The organism is Komagataeibacter sp. FNDCR2 (assembly GCF_021295395.1).
GTDB lineage: Bacteria > Pseudomonadota > Alphaproteobacteria > Acetobacterales > Acetobacteraceae > Komagataeibacter.
Map to the genome: position 1 here is coordinate 2758881 of NZ_JAIWOU010000001.1, position 19539 is coordinate 2778419.

Consider the following 19539-nt stretch of genomic DNA (forward strand, 5'->3'; position numbering starts at 1 on the left):
CTCCCGCTTCAGGGGGTAAGGTCGGGGAGCAGTCAGGAAAGCTGGCTGGCGGGGGTGTCCTGCGCATGCAGGAAGCCCGTGATCTCCCGCGCCGCCGCGCTCAGGCTAAGGCGGCGGACCATTACCCCCTCGGGAAAAGCCGACAGCAGGCGTGACGGGGTGCGCCGGTCCAGCAGGACGAACACGCCCCTGTCCTGTCGGCTGCGGATCAGGCGACCGAACGCCTGGCGCAGGCGCAGGCGGGCGATCATGTCGTCATAACGCCCCGGTGCGCCACCGGACAGGTGAATCCGCCGCTCCCGGTGCAGGATGTCGGGACGTGGCCATGGCACGCGCTCGAATGCGACAAGCCGCAGCGCGTCACCGGGCACATCCACCCCATCACGCATGGCGTCGGTTCCCAGCAGGCAGGCATTGCGCTCGCTGCGCAGGATGTCCACCAGCGTCGCGTTATCCATCGGGTCCACATGCTGGGCGAACAGCGGCAGGTCCGCGGCTTCCAGTGGGGTGACGATGCGCCTGTACACTTCCCTCAGCCGCGATATGGCCGTGAACAGCCCCAGCGCCCCGCCGCCCGACGCCATGAACAGCGTGCGGTAGGCCCCGGCCAGCGCCGCCGGGTCATCATGCGCCACATCATTGATGATGTACGCCCGGCTCTGCGCGGCGTAGTCGAACGGGCTGGGAAAGGACGCACGGATGGCGGGTGAGGGCAGGTGGATCGCGCCTGACCGGGCCTCCGCCGCGTCCCATGCGCGCTCGGCGCTGTCATGGGTATTATCCTCTCCCGTTTCATCACGCAGGGTGGCCGATGTAATCAGCACGCCGTGCGCGGGGGCGGCCAGCACGCTGGCGAACGGAATGGTGGGGTCAAGCCAGTGGCGGTACAGCCCGACATCGCGCTCCCCGGGGTTCTGGCCCTCGCGCCGGTCCATGCGGATATAATCGATATATTGCGGGGTCGCCCCATCGGGCGGCGTGTCATCCGCCCGCATGCCGCCCAGCATGGGGCACCAGCCATCCACCCGTGCCAGCGCGCGGCGGCGGATGGAGCGGATGGCGGCGGCAATCCGTTCGCGCATGGGGGTGTCCAGCCATTCGGCCTCGGTATCCAGCGCCTCATCCAGTCGCGCCACCAGCGTACGCAATGGTTCGGCCAGGCGGCGCAGCGCCCGTTCCAGCCCCTGCGCCGCCAGGTGCAGCGATTCAGGCATGGGGTGAAGGTCGCATTCACTGTCGCCGCCCCGGCGTTGCCCGCCTTCGGGGCTGCCCTGCGTGCGGGCCAGCACCTGCTGGCGCAGTTCGTGCAGCAGCAGTTCGGTGGGATTGGACAGCACCGGCTCATCCGCCACCACAGGCGTACCGGCCTGCTGGCCATGGACAGGGTCATGCGCGGCGAGGCGGGCCGACCAGCCGGGTGCCGGCAGGGCGCGGGCGGCCATGAGCGCGGTGTCGAGCGGGATTTCGATGCGCGGAATATGGACCAGAAGATCTTCAAGCCGCCTGCGCAGCCCGCGTGCGCGTGAACGCGCGCCTTCCGCGCCAAGCAGCCAGCGGCGCAGTTCCGCCGCCTCCAGCCCCGACAGTTCCAGCGCGAAGGCGCTGTCGGCCGACTGCGCGATATGATGGCCTTCATCCATGATGTAGCGGGTGGGCGTATGATCCTCGTTGCTGGTGTCCGAGCCATCCAGCGCGTGCCATGCCGCCTGCGACATGACCAGCGCATGATTGGCAATGACCAGATCCGCTGTCCTGGCGCGGCGGATGGAATGTTCCACCAGGCACTGCTGGTAATGCGGGCACGCGCCATGAATGCATTCGCCGCGCCGGTCGGCGATTCCGGTCAGCAGCCCACGGCCGAACAGGTCGCCAAACCAGCCCGGCAGGTCACCGCCCGACAGGTCGCCATCATGCGTATGGGCCGCCCACAGGGCTATGAGCGCCAGCCCGATCAGGCTGCCATCCGCCGCCTGCCCGCGTGAGAGGGCGATGTTCACGCTCTCCTCCATGTTGAGCAGGCACAGGTAATTCTCCCGCCCCTTGCGCACCACCACATGGCTGCGGCGCTGGGCGGGATCGGGAAACAGCCGGGCGAGTTCGGATTCAATCTGGCGTTGCAGGTGGCGGGTATAGGTACTGATCCAGACCGCCCCCCCGTTGCGGTGCGACCAGATGCTGGCGGGCGCGATATAGCCAAGGGTCTTGCCCGTGCCGGTACCGGCCTCCGCCAGCACCATATGCGGGTCGCCCTGGGTTGTGCGGGGGGCGAAGGCCTGGGCCGCGACGTGGCTGAAGGCCTCCTGCGCGGGGCGGTGTTCGGCCCCGTCACCCAGGATGGTGCGCAGGTGGGCGCGGGCTTCCTCTCCCGTTACCGGCTGCGCGGCGGGCGCGGGCCGGGGGGCGGTGTCTTCCCATCTGGGCAGGCGGGCCCAGACCTTCAGGGCCTCGTTGGGCTGCACCATGCCCGCGGGCAGCCTGTCGGCGCCGTCCAGTCCCAGCGCCGCGCAGACCGAAGGCCCCCATGCCCATCCCGCCTGCCGCATGCGCCATGCCAGCGCGGCCTTTATGCCGCCTTCGGGCGTGTTGCGGCCGCGCGAGATGCGGCGCAGCATCTCGAACGCCAGATCGGGCAGCAGGTCGGCCTCCGGCCGGTCCAGCCTGTGTTCGGCAATGCCCAGCGTCATGCCCAGCCCGCGCGCCGTGGGCGGCGTGCCCTGCGCGGGCAGGGCGAAGGCGAACAGTTCCAGCAGGTCCAGCCATGGGCAGGGGCGTGGCGGGGGCGGCAGGTCAAGCCTGCGTGCGGTGGCGGGCGCGTGAATGACCATGAGCGCGGGCCATTGCGGCAGTTCGCGCCGTATGTCCGCCGCTGTCATGGACACGATCTCCCCTTCCGGGGTCAGGACCGACCAGGCGCCGTGGCGGGGAATGATCGCCGGTGCGCTGTCCGGCAGGGGCGGGGTGTCTGGCATGTCGGTACATGATATAGGGTAAGTGGGCGTCTGTCGCCCGCCGCGTGTCATGTCATTCCCGTTGCCGCGCCCCGTGGTGTGGAATAGGATGGATTGACCCGCGTCATTCCTGCCCATAGCTTGCCGGTCCATGTCAGAACAGCATCGTCCCCTTATCTCTCCCCTTCCCAAATCCTGGCCGTTCGAGGAAGCCGCCAAGCTGTCCGCGCATGTCGGCGCGCGCGCGGTGACGGCGGAACGGCCCGTGCTGCTGGAAACCGGATATGGCCCGTCGGGCCTGCCCCATATCGGCACGTTCGGGGAGGTCGCGCGCACATCATGGGTGCGGCAGGCCTTTACGGGGCTGACCGGCCTGCCCACGCGGCTGCTGGCGTTTTCGGATGATATGGACGCCCTGCGCAAGGTGCCCGAAAACGTGCCCAACCAGGACATGCTGCGCCAGTTCATCGGCAAGCCGCTTTCACGCGTGCCGGACCCGTTCGGCACGCACGATTCCTTTGCCGCGCATAACAACGCCCGGCTCCGCGCCTTTCTGGACGGTTTCGGCTTTGAATATGAATTCGCATCTTCCACCCGGTATTACGAAGGGGGCCGTTTTGACGCCGCCCTGAAGCGCGTGCTGGAAGTGCATGACGAAATCGTGGCCGTGATCGCCCCCACGCTGGGGCAGGAACGGCGCGCCACCTATTCCCCCGTGCTGCCCATCCACCCCCGCACCGGCCAGGTCATGCAGGTGCGCATGGATGCGATCGACCCGGTCGCGGGCACCGTGCGCTGGACGGATGAGGATGGCGAGACATTTGAAACCCCGGTGACCGGCGGCCACGCCAAGATGCAGTGGAAGGCCGACTGGGCCATGCGCTGGTACGCGCTGGGTGTCGATTATGAAATGTCGGGCAAGGATCTGATCGACAGCGTGCGGCTGTCGGGCAGGATTTGCCGCATCCTTGGCGGCCAGCCGCCAGCGGGCCTGACCTATGAGCTGTTTTTGGACCAGAACGGGCAGAAAATCTCCAAGTCGAAGGGCAATGGCATTTCCGTCGAGGAATGGCTGCGCTACGCCCCGGCGGAAAGTCTGGGCCAGTACATGTTCAACGCCCCGCAGCGCGCCAAGCGGCTATTCTTTGATGTCATCCCCAAGGCGACGGATGAATATCTGGCCCATGTGGGCAAGGCGAAGACGCTTGCCGCTGATGACCCGGCCCTGCTGACCAACCCGGCATGGTTCATCCATGGGGGGCAAATTCCGGCCAGCGCGGGCAGCCCCGTCACGTTCGGCATGCTGCTCAATCTGGCCAGTGTCGCCAATGCCGAGACGCCGGATGTGCTGTGGAAGTTCATCCAGCGTTACGACGCCGCCGCCACACCGCAAAGCTGCCCGATGCTGGCGCGTCTGGTGGACCATGCCATTGTCTATTATGCCGATTTTGTCCGCCCCACGAAGCATTATCGCGGCCCCGACGCGCATGAGCGCAAGGCGCTGGCCGATCTGGCCGAAGCCCTGCGCGGGCTGGAGGGGGAGGATGTCTCCCCCGATACCTGCCAGAACCTGGTGTTCGAGATCGGGAAGACCCATGGCTTCGACCCGCTGCGTGCGTGGTTCGGCTGCCTGTATGAAGTGCTGCTGGGGCAGAAGGAAGGCCCGCGTTTCGGGATTTTTGTCGCGTTGTACGGGATCACGGAAACCGTGGCCCTGATCGAGGCGGCCTTGACCCGTGACGAAAGGGCGGCAGGCTAGGGGCCAGCCATGGCCGAACACCCGCGTCACGACGACGCCATGGCCCCGCGCGATACGGGTGGGAAGCCTGATGGAACGCCCCCCCCGGGCAGGCGGGGAATACTGCGTCACCTGCCCCACATACTGGGCCTGCTGCTGCTGCTGGCCGCCATCGTGGTGGTCCAGCGCGAAGTGCGGCACCTGCACTGGCATGACATAAGCCAGGCGCTGGCCGCCATTCCGGCGACGACACTGTGGGCGGGGGCGGGTTTTACGCTGCTGTCCTATCTCGTCCTGTCGTTTTATGACTGGCTGGCCGTGCGGCAGGTGGGGTGCGCGCTCTCGTTCCGGCGTACGGCGTTCGCGGCGTTCTGTTCCTATGTCCTGTCGCATAATCTGGGGTTTTCGGCCATTTCCGGGGCGGCAGTGCGCTTCAGGCTGTATGGCAACTGGGGCCTGAGACCGTTTCAGGTTGCCCAGATCATTGCCTTCTGCTCGGCCACCTACCTGCTGGGGGCGGCGGTCCTGATCGGCAGCGTGCTGGTGCTGGAACCGGCCACGGTGCCCTTCATCGGGCAGGAACTGCCCACCGTGCTCATGCGGCTGGTGGGCATGGTGATGTGGGGCGGGGTGATCGCCTATGTCGTCATGGGGCGCTATGTCAACGAGATCAGGGTCTGGCGATGGCGGATAACCTTCCCGTCCTCCGCCATGGCGGTGATGCAGACAACGGTCGCGGCGCTGGAAGTCGCGGTGACGGCGGCGATCGCCTATACCTTCGTGCCATCGGCGCCGGGGCTGGATTACGGTACGTTCCTTGCCATCTACATCGCGTCCTACACGGCGGGGCTGGTGGCCAGCGTGCCCGGGGGGCTCGGGGTTTTTGACGGCACGATGATGCTTGCGCTCAGTGCGTACCTGCCCGCCACGCGCATCGTGACCGCCATTCTGGTCTTCCGCCTGTTCTACTATATCGTTCCCCTGTTCGTGGCGGGCATCATGTTCGCCTCGCATGAACTGTTCCTGCGCGGGGATGCCGCCCTTTCGCGCAAGGTCGGTGCGCGCCGTCCGCTGCGGGGGCCGCGCACGGACCGCCCCAGTCAGGTCATTCGCGAAAGCGAGGCCGATTTTTCCGTGGCCGTGGCGACGGGCGCCGTCTCCCTGTGCGGCGCGCTCCTTCTGGCGCTGACCCTGCTTGACCCGGAAGGGTGGCTGAACGCGGGCAGGCTTCAGCCTGTTTTTGTCATGATGGGGGATTACCTGCTCTCCCTTATCGGGGTGGTGCTGATCGGGCTGGGCATTGGCCTGTCGCAGCGGGTGACGCTGGCATGGAAGGTCACGATCACCCTGCTGTCGGTCGCCTGTGGCCTGACGCTGCTGCGTGGGTCGCCCCTCGTGGTGCCGGGCCTGCTCATGCTGGTCTGTATTCTCGTCGCCCCGTTCCGTGGATCCTATTACCGCCATGCCCGGATCCTGAGCGAACCGCTGTCTTTCCAGACCATCGTGTCCATCGTGCTGCTGATCGGCTCCATCGTGATCCTGATGCTGGCTGGCCCGCATGATTCGGTGGGCGGGAGCTGGTGGGAGATCATGCTGTTTGCCTCCCGCCCCGGTATCACGCAGTGGACGCTCGGGCTGGCGGTCATGCTGGGCCTGACCATGATTGTGCGTCTGGTCCGGCCGGGGCGCATTCACGTCCTGCCCTGGGATGCCACGACGCAGGCCCAGTATTGCGCCCTCGATCATGCGCTGGAGGGGATAGGGCAGGGTACGCCGGTGCCGTCGGGGCTGATACAGGGCGCGCGGCGGGAGGCGCTGCTGCCGTTCGTGCGGATCGGGTCCTATCTTGTGGGGCTGGGTGACCCGGCGGGTGAGGCTGATGACTGTACATCCGCCATATGGTGGCTGCGCGACCTTGCGGTGCAGGAGGGGCGTCGCCCGGTATTCTGGCACGTGGGCACGACATTGCTGCCGGTTTATAATGAACTCGGGCTGACATCCTGGCCGCTGACGGCCGAGGAAGACTCGGCTTCCTCCAGTTTCCTATGTGCCGCGGCCACGGATCTGCCCCGGGTCAGGCCGCTCATGCGCGATGCCTTTCCCCTGACAGGGCAGACTGACTGCTGATATTCCAAGCGGTATTTCAGCCTTTTCGCCGGGTCTTTCACGGCGCATTGGCGGGTGGGATTTTCGGCACGGGTTGCCCGGCCAGCACGGCCCGGACGCAGGCGCGCAGGGCCGGCAGCACGTCCTGGCCGAATTGCGGTGTGCGCCGTTCCCATGCCCCGGTGCGCCATGACGGATGGGGGAGCGGGAAATAACGGGGCAGGTAATGCCGGAAATCAAGGCAGCGCCGGGCCACCTGCCCCGCCCCCAGAATATGTTTCTGGGCATAGGATCCCACCACCAGGGTCAGTTCTATATCGGGCATCTGCGCCATGATCCGTTCACGCCACTGCGGTGCGCATTCCGGGCGGGGCGGGCAGTCTCCACCCTGGGGCAGACGCCCGGGATAGCACAGCCCCATGGGCACCAGTGCAATGCGGGTCGTATCGTAAAAAGTGGCCCGGTCTATGCCCATCCACGCCCGCAGCCTGTCGCCGGAGGCATCGTTAAAGGACTGTCCGGTTTCATGCACCCGCGTACCGGGCGCCTGGCTTGCAATCAGCAGCCGTGCGGTGCGGGAAATATGCACGACCGGGCGCGGCCCCAGCGGCAGATGCATCGCACAGGTCCGGCAGTCACGAATGGCGTTGAGCAGGTCTTCAAGCGTTTCGGCCATGGCTCTCCTACCCCTCCAGCAGGTCGCGGGTCCAGGCAGGTACCGTATGCGTCGCGGGGCCGAGAATGGTCTGGTCGAAGGGGGCCGGGCCGGAGGGGGCTTCAAGATTGAACAGCATCGTATCCGCGTGAGCGGCCACGCTGTCCACAAATCCCGCCGCAGGATAGACAACGCCTGAAGTGCCGATGGCGACGAACAGGTCGCATTCCGCCAGCCGTTTCTCAATAATATCCATATGATAGGGCATTTCCCCAAACCATACGATGTCAGGCCGCAGCGTGGGCGCATGGCAGGCGGGGCAGGGCGTATCGGGGTAACAGTCGGTCCGCCATACGGGCGTCATGCCGCACCGGGTGCAGCGCAGCCGCAGCAGTTCGCCATGCATATGGATGACATCCTGACTGCCCGCGCGCTCATGCAGGTCATCTATATTCTGGGTGACGATGGTGAGCTGCCCCTGCCACCGGCCGCTACGCGCGGCCTGTTCCACCGCCGCCAGCGCCAGATGGGCGGCATTGGGCTGCGCGGCGGGTAATCTGGCCCGCAGGTCGTTATAGAAACGGTCCACCCGCAGCGGATCCCGCCTGAAGCCCTGTGGCGTGCAGATATGCTCGATATGCTCATTGTTCCACAGCCCGTCCGCCCCGCGAAAGGTCTGCAGGCCGGATTCCTGGCTGATGCCTGCTCCAGTCAGGACCACGATGCGCCGCATGCCGCTACATCCTCCCATATGGCGAAGAGAGTGTTCCAAAAGCACCGCTGACGGGCCTGGGGCGGCGGCCACGACGGACGTATGTTCCGGATTTCGGCTCCGGGCTCCTGAAACATTCCCTCACCATAGGCGCGGGCGTGGATACTGCCCATAAGAAAACCGCCATGGATGTCTCCATGGCGGTTTTTCCGTAGTCGAGATCAGGAAGAAGGTAGCTTCCGGAGAAGCCACCCCTGCGCCTTACTGCGCGGTATCCTGACCCGTATGCGTCTGCGGTGCGAAGGTCCAGCCTGCGCCATAGGGCTGCGGGAAGAACACGGACCAGCCGCTGCTGGTGCTGTTCCAGCCCGAGCTGGAAACCGGAGCCCCGGTGTCACGCAGCTTGGTCACGTCGGCGGCGGTCACGGTGCCCGGCGCCTTGTTGCCCCAGCTTGTGCGGATGAAGTTGACCACATCGGCGATCTGCTGGGCGGACAGCGACTTGCTGTAACCCGGCATGGCGACCGCGGACGGCGCCCAGTTGCTCGGCGGCAGGATGCCACCATGCGCAACCACGTTCACCAGCGAGGTCGGGTTCTCGGTCACGACGACCGGGTTGCCAGCCAGCGGCGGGAACATGCGGGCGACACCACCACCATCGTTACGGTGGCAGATGGCGCATTCCTTCACATACGTATCAGCACCCGGAACGCTGGCGGTGTTACCCGAAGCCAGCATGTTCGCGGTGGAGGGATCGTAGGTGTAGTTGCCCTGTGACGGCGGGACCGGCGGCAGGCTCTTCAGATACTTCGCGACGGCGCGCAGGTCGTCATCGGTAAAGTACTGGGTGCTCCATGCCACCACATCGCCCATGCCACCGAACACGGCGGAGTGGTCGATACGACCGGACTTCAGGAACAGGTAGATGTCGTCCTCGCTCCAGCGGCCCAGACCCACGACCGGGTCATTGCGCAGGCTCGGCGCAACCCAGTTGTCGATCGGCGCGCCACCGGACAGGAAGTCAGGACCACCCGCCGTGTCCAGCGCCTTTTCCTGCATGGCGAAGCCACGCGGCGTATGGCACATGCCGCAATGGCCGGGGCCAGTCACCAGGTATTCACCACGCGCGACCTCGGCATCGGTGCCGGGGGCGGGGGTGTAGTCCTTGGGCGCGGGCGAGAAGAGCATGCGCCACACACCCAGCGGCCAGCGCATGGACAGCGGCCAGGAAATATCCGGCTGCTTGTTCGGCTGCGCGACCGGCTTCACGCCATGCATGAAGTAGGCGTACAGGGCCTGCACGTCTTCCTTCGTCATGCGCGAGAAGGCCGGGTAGGGCATCGCCGGATACAGCGAGGTACCGTCCTTGCGGACACCATGGCGCACGGCTTCGTCGAAGTCTTCGAAGGTGTAGCGCCCGATACCGTAAGTCGGATCCGGAGTAATGTTCGTGGAGTAAATCGTGCCGACCGGGCTCTTGATTTCAAGCCCGCCCGCATAGGCCTGACCGTGGAGAGCGGTATGACACGCCACGCAGTCACTCAGCCGCGCGACATACGCTCCCTTCTCGATTAGCGCGGAGTCGGCATCTGGCGTCTGCGCCAATGCCGTCCCAGCAAGCAGACTAAACGCTGCCGCGCTGAATGTCACCTTAAGCCTGTTGATCATTATGTTCACCATCATGCGTCGCGTTGATGCGAAAAATTGTCAAAACCGGGATTACGGCAGCTGCTCGGGAATACCGGCGGCGTTCTTCCGGGCATCAACTTCCCTCTGATAGGTCTCGTTCGCACGCTTGATCAGGAACTGACGGATATCCTCAATCTCGTTCGGGTTCATGTTGCTGTCGAAGCGGTCCATGCCGTAGGCGGTCAACGCGCCGCGGCCAACAACATTGTAGAACGCATCCTGGTGGCGGATGGAGCCGGACCAGCGCAGATCGGGCAGCACGCCACCGCCCTCGGCATTGTCACCATGGCAGGCGGCGCAATACGTCTCGAACTGGAAGTAGCCGTTATCCGTCCGGGTGGCGTCAAACTGTGCCGGCGGCTTGACGGGGAGGAAGCCCGCGTTGTTCTGCTTGGGCAGCGCGCCAGCCTTGCCATCGAGCGAGAAGGCAATGATGCGCGAATGGTTGACGGTCCAGCCGCTGGTGCGGGCAAGCCCACCCAGGAAGAACGGATAGATGCCGCCCCAGCCCACTTCAACCGCGACATACTGCTTGCCATTGGCAAGATAGGTCACGGGCGGTGCGATAATGCCGCTATCCGCCGCGAAGTGGAACAGGTCGGACCCGTTCGTCGCGTCATAGGCATGGAATTCGCCGTTTGCCAGGCCCTGGAACAATACGTCTCCGGCCGTGGCCAGGATGCCGCCGTTCCACGGACCCTTGTGGTCCACGCGCCAGGCTTCCTGCTGCTTCTGCGGATCCCAGGCCAGGAGGTAGCCCTTCAGATCCTTCACGAAGGCCTGCTTGGCTTCAGGCGAGTCGGGAATACCGACCTTGTTCATGTCCAGACCCAGGTTCCAGCTATCCGGGTGCGGCAGGAACCCGCCCTTCTGGTTGGTGTACAGGAACGGAACCTGCTGGGCCGGAATGTAGACGAGCCCGGTCTTGGGGCTGAACGCCATGGCCGCGAAGTTATGGCCGCCAAGGTCACCCGGAATGCCGTACCAGTCCTTGCCCGTAAGGGTGTAGAGCGCATCGGGGTTGTAGATCGGACGGCCCGTTTTCGGGTCGAGGCCGCTGGCCCAGTTCACATAGACGTAGTTCTTGCCCGAGATGAACTCACCGGTCTTCGCATCGATGATGTAGAAGAAGCCGTTCTTCGGCGCATGAACGATGACGTGGCGGGTCTCACCATTGATCGGCAGGTCAAGCGTCATGATCTGCTGGACAGAGGTGAAGTCCCACTGGTCCATCGGCGTTTCCTGGAAATGCCAGACGTATTCGCCGGTTTCCGGCTTCAGCGCGACGATGCTGCCCAGGAACAGGTTGTCGCCCTTGCCTTCGGAGCGGTACTTGTAGTTCCACGGCGAACCGTTGCCCACGCCCAGATAAACCAGGTCGCTCACGGGATCGTACACGATGGAATCCCACACCGTGCCGCCGCCGCCCTGGCGGGTCCAGGCGCCGGTCGGGCTCCAGGTCTGGTAGGCCTTGTTCATGAGCACGCTGTCGGACGCGGCGTGGTCAGGCTCGTTCTTGGGGTTGGGAACCGTGAAGAAGCGCCAGTCAACCTTGCCGGTTTCGGCATCGAACGCCGTGACGAAGCCACGCGCGCCGAATTCGGAACCACCGTTACCGATGATCACGCGGCCCTTGGCGATACGGGGCGCGCCGTCAACCGTATAGGAACGCTGCTTGCCCAGTTCCGCTTCGGGCGGAATGGTGTTGACGCTCCAGACCAGCTTGCCGGTCTTGGCGTCCAGGGCGATCAGGCGACCATCGAACGTGCCGAAATAGACCTTGCCATTCCAGTAGGCCGCGCCACGGTTGACCGTGTCACAGCAGCCCTTGTCCGCGATGTTGCCGGGCACGCGCGGGTCGTACGACCACAGCAGCTTGCCGGTCGCGGCGTCCACGGCCTTCATCATGCTCCAGTTGGTGGTGGCGTACATGACGCCATCGACAACCAGCGGCGTGCCTTCCTGGCCACGGTTGGTATCGAGATCCAGATACCAGGCCAGCTTCAGGTTTCCGACATTGGAACGGTTGATCTGATCCAGCGGGCTGTAGCGCTGTTCAGAATAGGTACGGCCATAGGTAAGCCAGTCACCGGGATGATCATCAGCATGGATGATCGCTTCCCCCGTGGCGCCCTGCCCCTCATCCGCCGATGCCATGGTGGCATAACCCGAGATGAGAGCCGCACATATCGTTCCGGCTGTAAGCGTTCTGCTCAGAGAACGTCTTTTTCCGAAAACGGCAGAAATCATATGTGATGTCCTCAGAAAAACTAACGGTTTCGAATTCAGGACGCCGCCGCCGCAACTTTTTGCCGGGGCCGGTTTCCTGTCTGTCACTGGCCGGGAAACGCGTATTGCGTCCCTTATCCATCCAGACGGGAAACCGGCGATTTAGCAGAAGAAAAAGCAGGTAGTCCGTTTCATCCGAACATACTGAGGCTGGCACGTCCGTCTCCTGACAATTTAGTGTTCAAGATCACTAAATCGTGAATATGTTGTCAGATAAGCAATGAAACGGATAACCGCAAAATCTGGCACAATTCAATTATACCATTGATATAAATAAATAATTTAAGTGATTGGCCAACATCTCCCATCAGGCCAGTTCACAATGAATGGCGCGAAATATATTTTTATTATTCAATAAATATATAAATGGGGGACATGCCGGAACCCGATACGCCCCTATGCGTAACGGTATGCGCGGGGGAATCAGGGAGCCAGCGGATAGTGTTCCAGCGGTTCGTAAAAAGGTCCATCCGCGCGGCGCAGGGACTGGAACAGGGTGAAATGCCCCACATGCTCTTCCTCCGATGCGGGGAGGGGGGTGGCCAGCCAGCGCTGCCGCTGGTCGGAATCGGTGCGTTGTGACTGCCCGAGCGTCACATGTGGCACAAAGCGCCGCCCGCGTCTGGCCGGGGTAGGCAGGATCCTGTTCAGGGTCGCGCGGATCTTGTGTTGCAGTTGTACAAGCACAGGATCGGCGGCAAGGCCAATCCATAACGTGTCCGGTCCGTAGCGCGTTTCGGACTCGAACAGGCCGGGCGCGGTCAGCCGCAGGCCGGGGTGGGGCGCACGAATTGCCGCCAGGGCATGGTGTATGTCCTCCAGCACCGGCCGCTGGGTGATCTCCCCCATGAAATGTAGCGTGAGGTGGTAGGAATCCGGCGGGTACCATACCACATCAGGCAGGCTGCCCCTGAGTTCACCAGCCACGCGCTGCAGGGAAGGTGGAAATTCCAGTCCGACAAAAAGACGCATGAAGTACCTGTGAATAAAAGAGCGGACGGCATGGGTCGCACAGGGCGCGTACAGTATATATATCCCACGCCGCGCATGCCGGGCATGTTGCCGTATTGTAATGTGTTGGACACGCTGAGGTTCTTGAACGTGTTCTAGCATGTTCCCACATTCAGGGAGAGGCACGTCAGTCAAGGACGTGCAGGAAGGAAAAACAATGGCTTTTGGCCCTGATTCGCGGAGCTTCGTCCGCCCCGCCGCTGAGAGTGCCGCAGGCTCCGTCGATATGGGCCTGCGCGCCTATATGCTGCGAGTCTATAACTGGATGGCATCGGGACTGGTGCTGACCGGGCTGGTGGCGTACCTGATCGCCAATACCGGCCTTCAGGCGCTGTTCTTCCAACATGTCGCCACCCCCACGGGAATGGTGGCGATCCGGCCCACGGGCCTGGCCATGCTCGCCATGATCGCGCCGCTGGGCTTTGTCATGGTGATGTCCTTTGGCGTGAACCGACTGTCCACGCAGGCGGTCCAGACACTGTTCTGGCTCTTCTGTGGCGTGATGGGCGCCAGCATGTCCAACATCTTCATGGTGTTCACTGGCGTTTCCATCACGCGGGTGTTCTTCATCACCGCGGCGACGTTCTGCACCATGTCGATATGGGGTTACACGACTCGTACCGACCTCAGCCGCTTCGGTTCCTTTCTCATGATGGGTCTGTTCGGTCTTATCATCGCGGGCGTGGTGAACATGTTCCTTGCCAGCCCGGGGCTGTATTTCGTCTACAGCGCCGTCGGTGTGCTGCTGTTCGTGGGGCTGACGATGTTCGACACCCAGCGGATCAAGGCCACCTACCAGCAGTTCGCCTATTATGAAGGACCGGATCAGGCGGCCAAGCGGTCGGTTTACGATGCGCTGAATCTCTACCTCAACTTCATCAACCTGTTTCAGTTCCTGCTTCAGTTCATGGGCGTGCGTAACAGCAGCAATGACTGAGGAAGGACAGGAGTCCTGTAAATTTCAGACCCGAAAGGTCTGATTTGGCGAAAATGGAGGGCTGTCGCGAAAGCGGCAGCCCTTTTTGCATGAAAAGACTGATTTTGTGGACGATCCGTCAAAATAGATAAGACTTATTTACACAATGAAATTATATGATGACGGGAGTGTGAGGTTCATGACAGTTAAGCAATGCCTTGTAAAACCGGGATTTTTAAAGATAAATCAGCCACTGTGTAATGTTCTGAAATATTATGTGAAGGCTTGCCTATAGGGCCATTCAGGTCGGATAACCCTTGAATAGAAAAACTATATGAAAGGGTAAGCGGCACAGAGCATGCGCTTCAGTACACAGGACGGCATCGCGATTTATGGTCCGATCTGCCCTGACAGTAATGATTACGTAAGGTCTGGCGGGCCGTATTGATCAAAATCATGGTCAGCCGGTCGGCAACTAACTCATGACGGATGCAAACTGAAAGTGACGATTGTCATTTTCGGGAGTCGACGTGGCGCGATGTCGCTGGATGCAGGGGAAAGGCCAGGTGCATTTTCCCTGTGGGGCGTATAGCGTGGCCGTTGTTGTCTAAGCCCGTGGATGAAGCGAGGATGTGAGCAAAACAGGGTGATGTCGAAACCAACGAGGCGTGAGATGAAGAAAAAAATCTTGCCAAGATTAACGAAGTTGATGAGCTTATCTTCAGCAGTGCTGTTAGCAGGCTGCACATGGGATACGCTCGACCCCAAGGGCATAATCGGCCTTCAGGAAAAAAACCTGATCATGACGGCATTGTTCGCGATGCTGCTGGTCGTGGTGCCGGTATGTATCCTGACGCTGCTGTTCGCATGGCAGTACCGTCAGTCCAATACATCGGCCGAATACCTGCCGAAATGGTCGCATTCCAACAAGATCGAAGTGGTTATCTGGGCCATCCCCAGCCTGATCATTCTGTTCCTGGCGGTGCTGACCTATCAGACGTGTCATTCGCTTGATCCGTACAAGCCTCTCGAGGCGGAAGCTAACGTCAAGCCAATTCATGTCGATGTTGTGGCGCTGGACTGGAAGTGGCTCTTTGTCTATCCGGACGAAGGGATCGCAACGGTCAACCAGCTTGCCATGCCGGTGAATACGCCGGTCGATTTCCGGATCACCTCTGACTCCGTGATGAATTCCTTCTTCATCCCGCAGCTCGGTACGATGATCTACGCCATGGCCGGGATGCAGACACAACTGCACCTCATCGCCAATGAACCGGGTGATTTCCAGGGTGAATCGTCCAACTTCAGCGGCCGTGGCTTCTCCGACATGCGTTTCCGTGCGCTGGCCATGCCTGCGGACCAGTACAGCGCGTGGGTCGAGAAGGTTAAGGCTTCTTCCGAGCAGTTGGACAGCGCAAGCTATCCGAAGCTGGCCGCGCCGAGCGAGGCCAACCCGGTTGAATACTTCTCGCATGTCGACGCGGGTCTCTTTGATGAGATCGTTGCCAAGTACAACAACGGCATGATCATGGATAAGAGCACCGGAAAGATGCTGCACGTGCAGCAGTCCGCGATGTCCGACATGAACATGAAGGAATAGGACAGATGTTAGGCAAATTAACTTTGTCGGCCATTCCTTATGATGTGCCGATCCTTGTCGGGACTTTCATCGGTGCTGCCATTGCTGGCCTGGCCGTTGTCGGTCTCATCACCTATTACGGTAAATGGGGCTACCTGTGGCGTGAATGGCTGACCTCGGTCGACCACAAGCGCATTGGTGTCATGTATATCGTTGTGGCCCTCGTGGCGCTGTTCCGTGGTTTCGCGGACGCGATCATGATGCGCTCCCAGCTTGCGCTGGCCTATGCCGGCAACCCCGGCTACCTGCCGCCGCACCACTATGACCAGATCTTCTCCGCCCACGGCACCATCATGATCTTCTTCATGGCCATGGCGTTCATGCAGGGTCTGATGAACATCGTGGTGCCGCTGCAGATCGGTGCACGCGACGTGGCCTTCCCGTTCGTGAACACGCTGAGCTTCTGGATGACGACCGTCAGCTTCGTGCTGGTCAACGTCTCCCTGTTCATCGGTGAGTTCTCGCAGTGCGGCTGGCTGGCGTATCCGCCCCTGTCCGAGCAGCAGTTCAGCCCCGGTGTCGGTGTTGACTACTATATCTGGGCGGTTCAGCTGTCCGGTGTGGGCACGCTGCTGACGGGTGTGAACTTCTTCACCACCATCGTGAAGATGCGCGCGCCGGGCATGAACTACATGCGTATGCCGGTGTTCACCTGGACCATCTTCTGCACGACCGTGCTGATCATGGCCGTCTTCCCGATCCTGACCGTGGCCCTGGGGCTGCTGGGTCTGGACCGTTACCTTGGCATGCACTTCTTCACCAATGATGGTGGCGGCAACCAGATGCTCTACCTGAGCCTGATCTGGGGCTGGGGCCATCCGGAAGTGTACATTCTGGTTCTGCCCGCTTTCGGTGCCTTCTCCGAAATCACGCAGACCTTCGCACGCAAGCCGCTGTTCGGCTACAAGACCATGGTCTACGCCACCGCGTCCATCATGATCCTGTCGCTGCTCGTGTGGGCTCACCACTTCTTCACCATGGGTGCCGGCCCGAACGTGAACACGTTCTTCGGTATCATGACGATGATCATCGCGGTTCCGACCGGGGTGAAAATCTTCAACTGGCTGTTCACGATGTACAAGGGGCGTGTCGAATTCCACGCGACCATGTACTGGGTGATCGGCTTCATGATCACCTTCTCCATCGGTGGTATGACCGGTGTGATGCTGGCGATCCCGGCTGCTGACTTCGTTCTGCACAACAGCCTGTTCGTTATTGCCCACTTCCATAACGTGATTATCGGTGGTGTGTATTTCGGTTACGTCGCCGCGATGAACTTCTGGTTCCCGAAGGCGTTCGGCTTCAAGATGAATGAAGCCTGGGGCAAGCGGGCGTTCTGGTTCTGGCTGGTTGGTTTCTACTTCGCCTTTATGCCGATCTACGTTGTCGGTTTCGAAGGCATGACCCGCCGCATGAACCACTACGACAATCCGGAATGGCATCCCTGGCTGCTGATCTCCGCTTTCGGCGCCGCGCTCATCGCGCTTGGTGTTGTCTGCCAGCTCATGCAGATCTACGTTTCGGTCCGTGACCGTAACCTGGCTGAAAACCGTGACCTGACGGGCGATCCGTGGAACGCTCGTACGCTGGAATGGTCCACCTCCTCGCCGCCGCCGTTCTACAACTTTGCCATCGTGCCGACCGTGCATGAGCTGGATGCCTTTGCTCATGACAAGGAAGCCGGTATCGATACCCGCAAGGTTGGTGGCGACTACAAGCCGATCCATATGCCCAAGAATACGGCATGCGGCTTCGTGATCGGTGCCTTCAGCTTCGTGCTTGGCTTCGGTGCGATCTGGTATATCTGGTGGCTGGCCGCTGTTGGTCTGATCGGTATCATCGCTACGGTGATTGCCCGTTCTGCCAACAACGATGTCGACTACTATGTGCCGGTCTCCGAGATTGTTCGTATCGAACAGGAGCACTCCCGTAACCTTATGGCAGCACAGGCAGCGGAATAATGGCGCAAAACATTACTGCTGATGCAGTCCACGACCACGACGAACACCACGAATCTCCTGTGGTGTTCGGGTTCTGGCTGTATCTGATGACGGACTGTGTCATCTTCGGTTCGCTGTTCGCAGTGTTCGCGGTGATGCGCAACCAGTTCGCCGGCGGTCCGACCGGCCACGAAGTGTTCGAGCTTTCCGGTGTTGGCATTGAAACCGCCATCCTGCTGCTGAGCTCCATTACCTATGGTTTCGGCATGATCGCCGCCCACGACAACAAGGTCAGCACCATGCGGACCTGGCTCGGGGTGACCTTCCTGCTGGGGCTGGGCTTCCTTTTCATGGAAATCCGTGAGTTCTCTCACATGGTTGCTGAAGGTAACGGCCCGGATCGCAGTGCGTTCCTGTCCTCCTTCTTCACGCTTGTGGGTACGCATGGTCTGCACGTGACCTGCGGCCTGCTGTGGATGGCGGTCCTGCTGTTCCAGACGGCGGGAAAGACCGAGCTGAACGAGCGCATGATCGGTAAGCTGACCTGCCTCAGCCTGTTCTGGCACTTTCTGGACATCGTCTGGATCTGTGTCTTCACCTTTGTCTATCTGATGAGTGTGATCTGATGGCAGACCATGTATCCTCCACGGGAGAGAGCCACGGGAGTGTAGGGTCTTACCTTACCGGGTTCGTACTTGCCGTTATCCTGACGGTCGCTGCGTTCGGTATCGTGATGTCGCATGCGATGTCACCGTCCGGCACAGCCGGGGCGATTGCCCTGCTGGCGGTCATTCAGATCGTTGTTCATCTGGTTTACTTCCTGCACATGAACGGTTCGTCCGCTCAGCGCTGGAACGTCATGGCATTTGTCTTCACGGTGTTGTCGGTTGTCGTCCTGGTTGGCGGCACGGTCTTCATCATGCATGACACGTCCATCAACATGATGTCGCGCTAAGCGGTATCGTGGCGGGGGCCGGAGGGTTTGATCGCCCTCCGGTCCCGACGGCATAAAAAAAGACCGGCGCGAGAAATCGCGCCGGTCTTTTTTATGGGACCCCTGTGGAAAAGGCGGGGATCAGCCTTTCTGGGGTTCGGGGGAAAGAAGCTCTTTCTTGTTCGGCTTGTCTTTCCATTCCTCGGCATCGGCCGGGGCGTCGATCTTGCGTGTGATGTTGGGCCATACCGCGGCGTATTTGGCGTTCAGTTCGGCCCAGGGGGTGGCGCGGTCGTCACTATCGGGGAAGATGGCCTCAGCCGGGCATTCCGGTTCGCATACACCGCAGTCAATGCATTCATCCGGATTGATTACGAGAAAGTTCTCACCCGCGTAGAAGCAGTCAACCGGGCAGACTTCGACACAATCCGTGAATTTGCAGCGAATGCAGTTTTCGGTGACCACATAGGTCATCGCCTATCTCCGATCATTATTTTGTTCGGCCTGCGGCAATAGGCCCGGCCATTGGAAGGGACGAGGCACCACATCGGGCATGACCTCATCGGGAATGGCGGAAGATATGAGAGTGTTTTCCGGCTGTGGCAAGCCCAAGACGGCAGCTAAAGCACAATCAGGGCCGGCATCTGCATTGCGGACACAATATTCACGTGGATTCCGGAATAACTTCGTACAGAAGCCGTGCAAGGGGCGCTGATTGCCGCCGTTCGGCACAACTAATAATGCGAATGACTATCACCGTTTTTCTGTCCGGGGCGGGCAGGGTCAGGATATCGCCTATATGTACCTGCGCATGCGCCTTGGTCACGCGCTGGCGGTTGATGCGTACCTGGCCGCCTGTCGCCATCTGCGCGCAGGCGCTCCGGCTGCGGCCGAAGCGGGCATGAAGCAGCCACAGATCCAGGCGCTGGGCAGTGGGAGACGGAACGGAAGGCTGTTTCATG

General features: G+C 61.7%; 16 protein-coding genes. 7 read left to right on the forward strand and 9 right to left on the reverse strand.

Annotated features, from left to right (window positions below):
• Window positions 1-32: 32 nt before the first annotated feature.
• Window positions 33-2969, reverse strand: a complete 2937-nt coding sequence (locus LDL28_RS13085) for an ATP-dependent DNA helicase (protein WP_233058954.1) — start codon at window positions 2967-2969, stop codon at window positions 33-35.
• A gap of 130 nt (window positions 2970-3099) precedes the next feature.
• Between LDL28_RS13085 and LDL28_RS13090 the strand changes: the two genes are divergently transcribed.
• Together LDL28_RS13090 and LDL28_RS13095 are read left to right on the forward strand one after the other, a co-directional pair.
• Window positions 3100-4707, forward strand: a complete 1608-nt coding sequence (locus LDL28_RS13090; protein WP_233058955.1) for a lysine--tRNA ligase — start codon at window positions 3100-3102, stop codon at window positions 4705-4707.
• 39 nt (window positions 4708-4746) lie between these two features.
• Window positions 4747-6813, forward strand: a complete 2067-nt coding sequence (locus LDL28_RS13095; RefSeq protein ID WP_233059307.1) for a lysylphosphatidylglycerol synthase domain-containing protein — start codon at window positions 4747-4749, stop codon at window positions 6811-6813.
• A 37-nt stretch (window positions 6814-6850) separates the two neighbouring features.
• Here the strand turns inward: LDL28_RS13095 and LDL28_RS13100 are convergent, their stop codons facing one another.
• The 6 genes from LDL28_RS13100 to thpR all read right to left on the reverse strand — a co-directional run bounded on the left by LDL28_RS13100 (window position 6851) and on the right by thpR (window position 13109).
• Window positions 6851-7468 (reverse strand): uracil-DNA glycosylase family protein, encoded by a 618-nt coding sequence (locus LDL28_RS13100; RefSeq protein WP_233058956.1) that lies wholly within the window; start codon window positions 7466-7468, stop codon window positions 6851-6853.
• A gap of 7 nt (window positions 7469-7475) precedes the next feature.
• Window positions 7476-8180, reverse strand: a complete 705-nt coding sequence (locus LDL28_RS13105; RefSeq protein WP_233058957.1) for an NAD-dependent deacylase — start codon at window positions 8178-8180, stop codon at window positions 7476-7478.
• A gap of 240 nt (window positions 8181-8420) precedes the next feature.
• The gene (locus LDL28_RS13110) at window positions 8421-9827 is read right to left on the reverse strand and encodes a cytochrome c (protein ID WP_370636341.1); all 1407 of its coding nucleotides are present in this window, start codon (window positions 9825-9827) and stop codon (window positions 8421-8423) included.
• 51 nt (window positions 9828-9878) lie between these two features.
• Window positions 9879-12098, reverse strand: a complete 2220-nt coding sequence (locus LDL28_RS13115) for a PQQ-dependent dehydrogenase, methanol/ethanol family (protein ID WP_233058959.1) — start codon at window positions 12096-12098, stop codon at window positions 9879-9881.
• Window positions 11989-12294, reverse strand: a complete 306-nt coding sequence (locus tag LDL28_RS13120) for a hypothetical protein (RefSeq protein WP_233059322.1) — start codon at window positions 12292-12294, stop codon at window positions 11989-11991. Before LDL28_RS13120 ends, LDL28_RS13115 begins: the two co-directional genes overlap by 110 nt.
• Before the next feature lie 266 nt (window positions 12295-12560).
• Window positions 12561-13109 (reverse strand): RNA 2',3'-cyclic phosphodiesterase, encoded by a 549-nt coding sequence (gene thpR, locus LDL28_RS13125; RefSeq protein ID WP_233058960.1) that lies wholly within the window; start codon window positions 13107-13109, stop codon window positions 12561-12563.
• A gap of 196 nt (window positions 13110-13305) precedes the next feature.
• Between thpR and LDL28_RS13130 the strand changes: the two genes are divergently transcribed.
• The 5 genes from LDL28_RS13130 (at window position 13306) to cyoD (ending at window position 18598) form a co-directional block, all read left to right on the forward strand.
• Window positions 13306-14085 carry a Bax inhibitor-1/YccA family protein gene (locus LDL28_RS13130; RefSeq protein WP_233058961.1) on the forward strand — a complete coding sequence of 260 codons (780 nt, stop codon included), beginning with the start codon at window positions 13306-13308 and terminating at the stop codon, window positions 14083-14085.
• 652 nt (window positions 14086-14737) lie between these two features.
• Window positions 14738-15664 carry a ubiquinol oxidase subunit II gene (gene cyoA, locus LDL28_RS13135; RefSeq protein WP_233058962.1) on the forward strand — a complete coding sequence of 309 codons (927 nt, stop codon included), beginning with the start codon at window positions 14738-14740 and terminating at the stop codon, window positions 15662-15664.
• A 5-nt stretch (window positions 15665-15669) separates the two neighbouring features.
• Entirely contained in the window at window positions 15670-17664 is a 1995-nt protein-coding gene (gene cyoB, locus LDL28_RS13140) for a cytochrome o ubiquinol oxidase subunit I (protein WP_233058963.1), read from the forward strand.
• Window positions 17664-18269: a cytochrome o ubiquinol oxidase subunit III gene (cyoC, locus tag LDL28_RS13145; RefSeq protein WP_233058964.1), complete on the forward strand. Its 606-nt coding sequence runs from the start codon at window positions 17664-17666 to the stop codon at window positions 18267-18269. Before cyoB ends, cyoC begins: the two co-directional genes overlap by 1 nt.
• Window positions 18269-18598, forward strand: a complete 330-nt coding sequence (gene cyoD, locus LDL28_RS13150; protein ID WP_233058965.1) for a cytochrome o ubiquinol oxidase subunit IV — start codon at window positions 18269-18271, stop codon at window positions 18596-18598. Before cyoC ends, cyoD begins: the two co-directional genes overlap by 1 nt.
• 120 nt (window positions 18599-18718) lie before the next feature.
• Here cyoD and fdxA read toward each other — a convergent pair whose 3' ends face one another.
• Both fdxA and LDL28_RS13160 read right to left on the reverse strand, forming a co-directional pair.
• Window positions 18719-19051, reverse strand: coding sequence for a ferredoxin FdxA (fdxA, locus tag LDL28_RS13155; RefSeq protein WP_010507641.1), 333 nt, complete (start codon window positions 19049-19051; stop codon window positions 18719-18721).
• A gap of 190 nt (window positions 19052-19241) precedes the next feature.
• A complete protein-coding gene (locus LDL28_RS13160; RefSeq protein ID WP_233058966.1) occupies window positions 19242-19538 on the reverse strand; it encodes an RNA-binding S4 domain-containing protein in 297 nt (98 codons plus the stop codon).
• Between the last annotated feature and the right edge of the window lies 1 nt (window position 19539).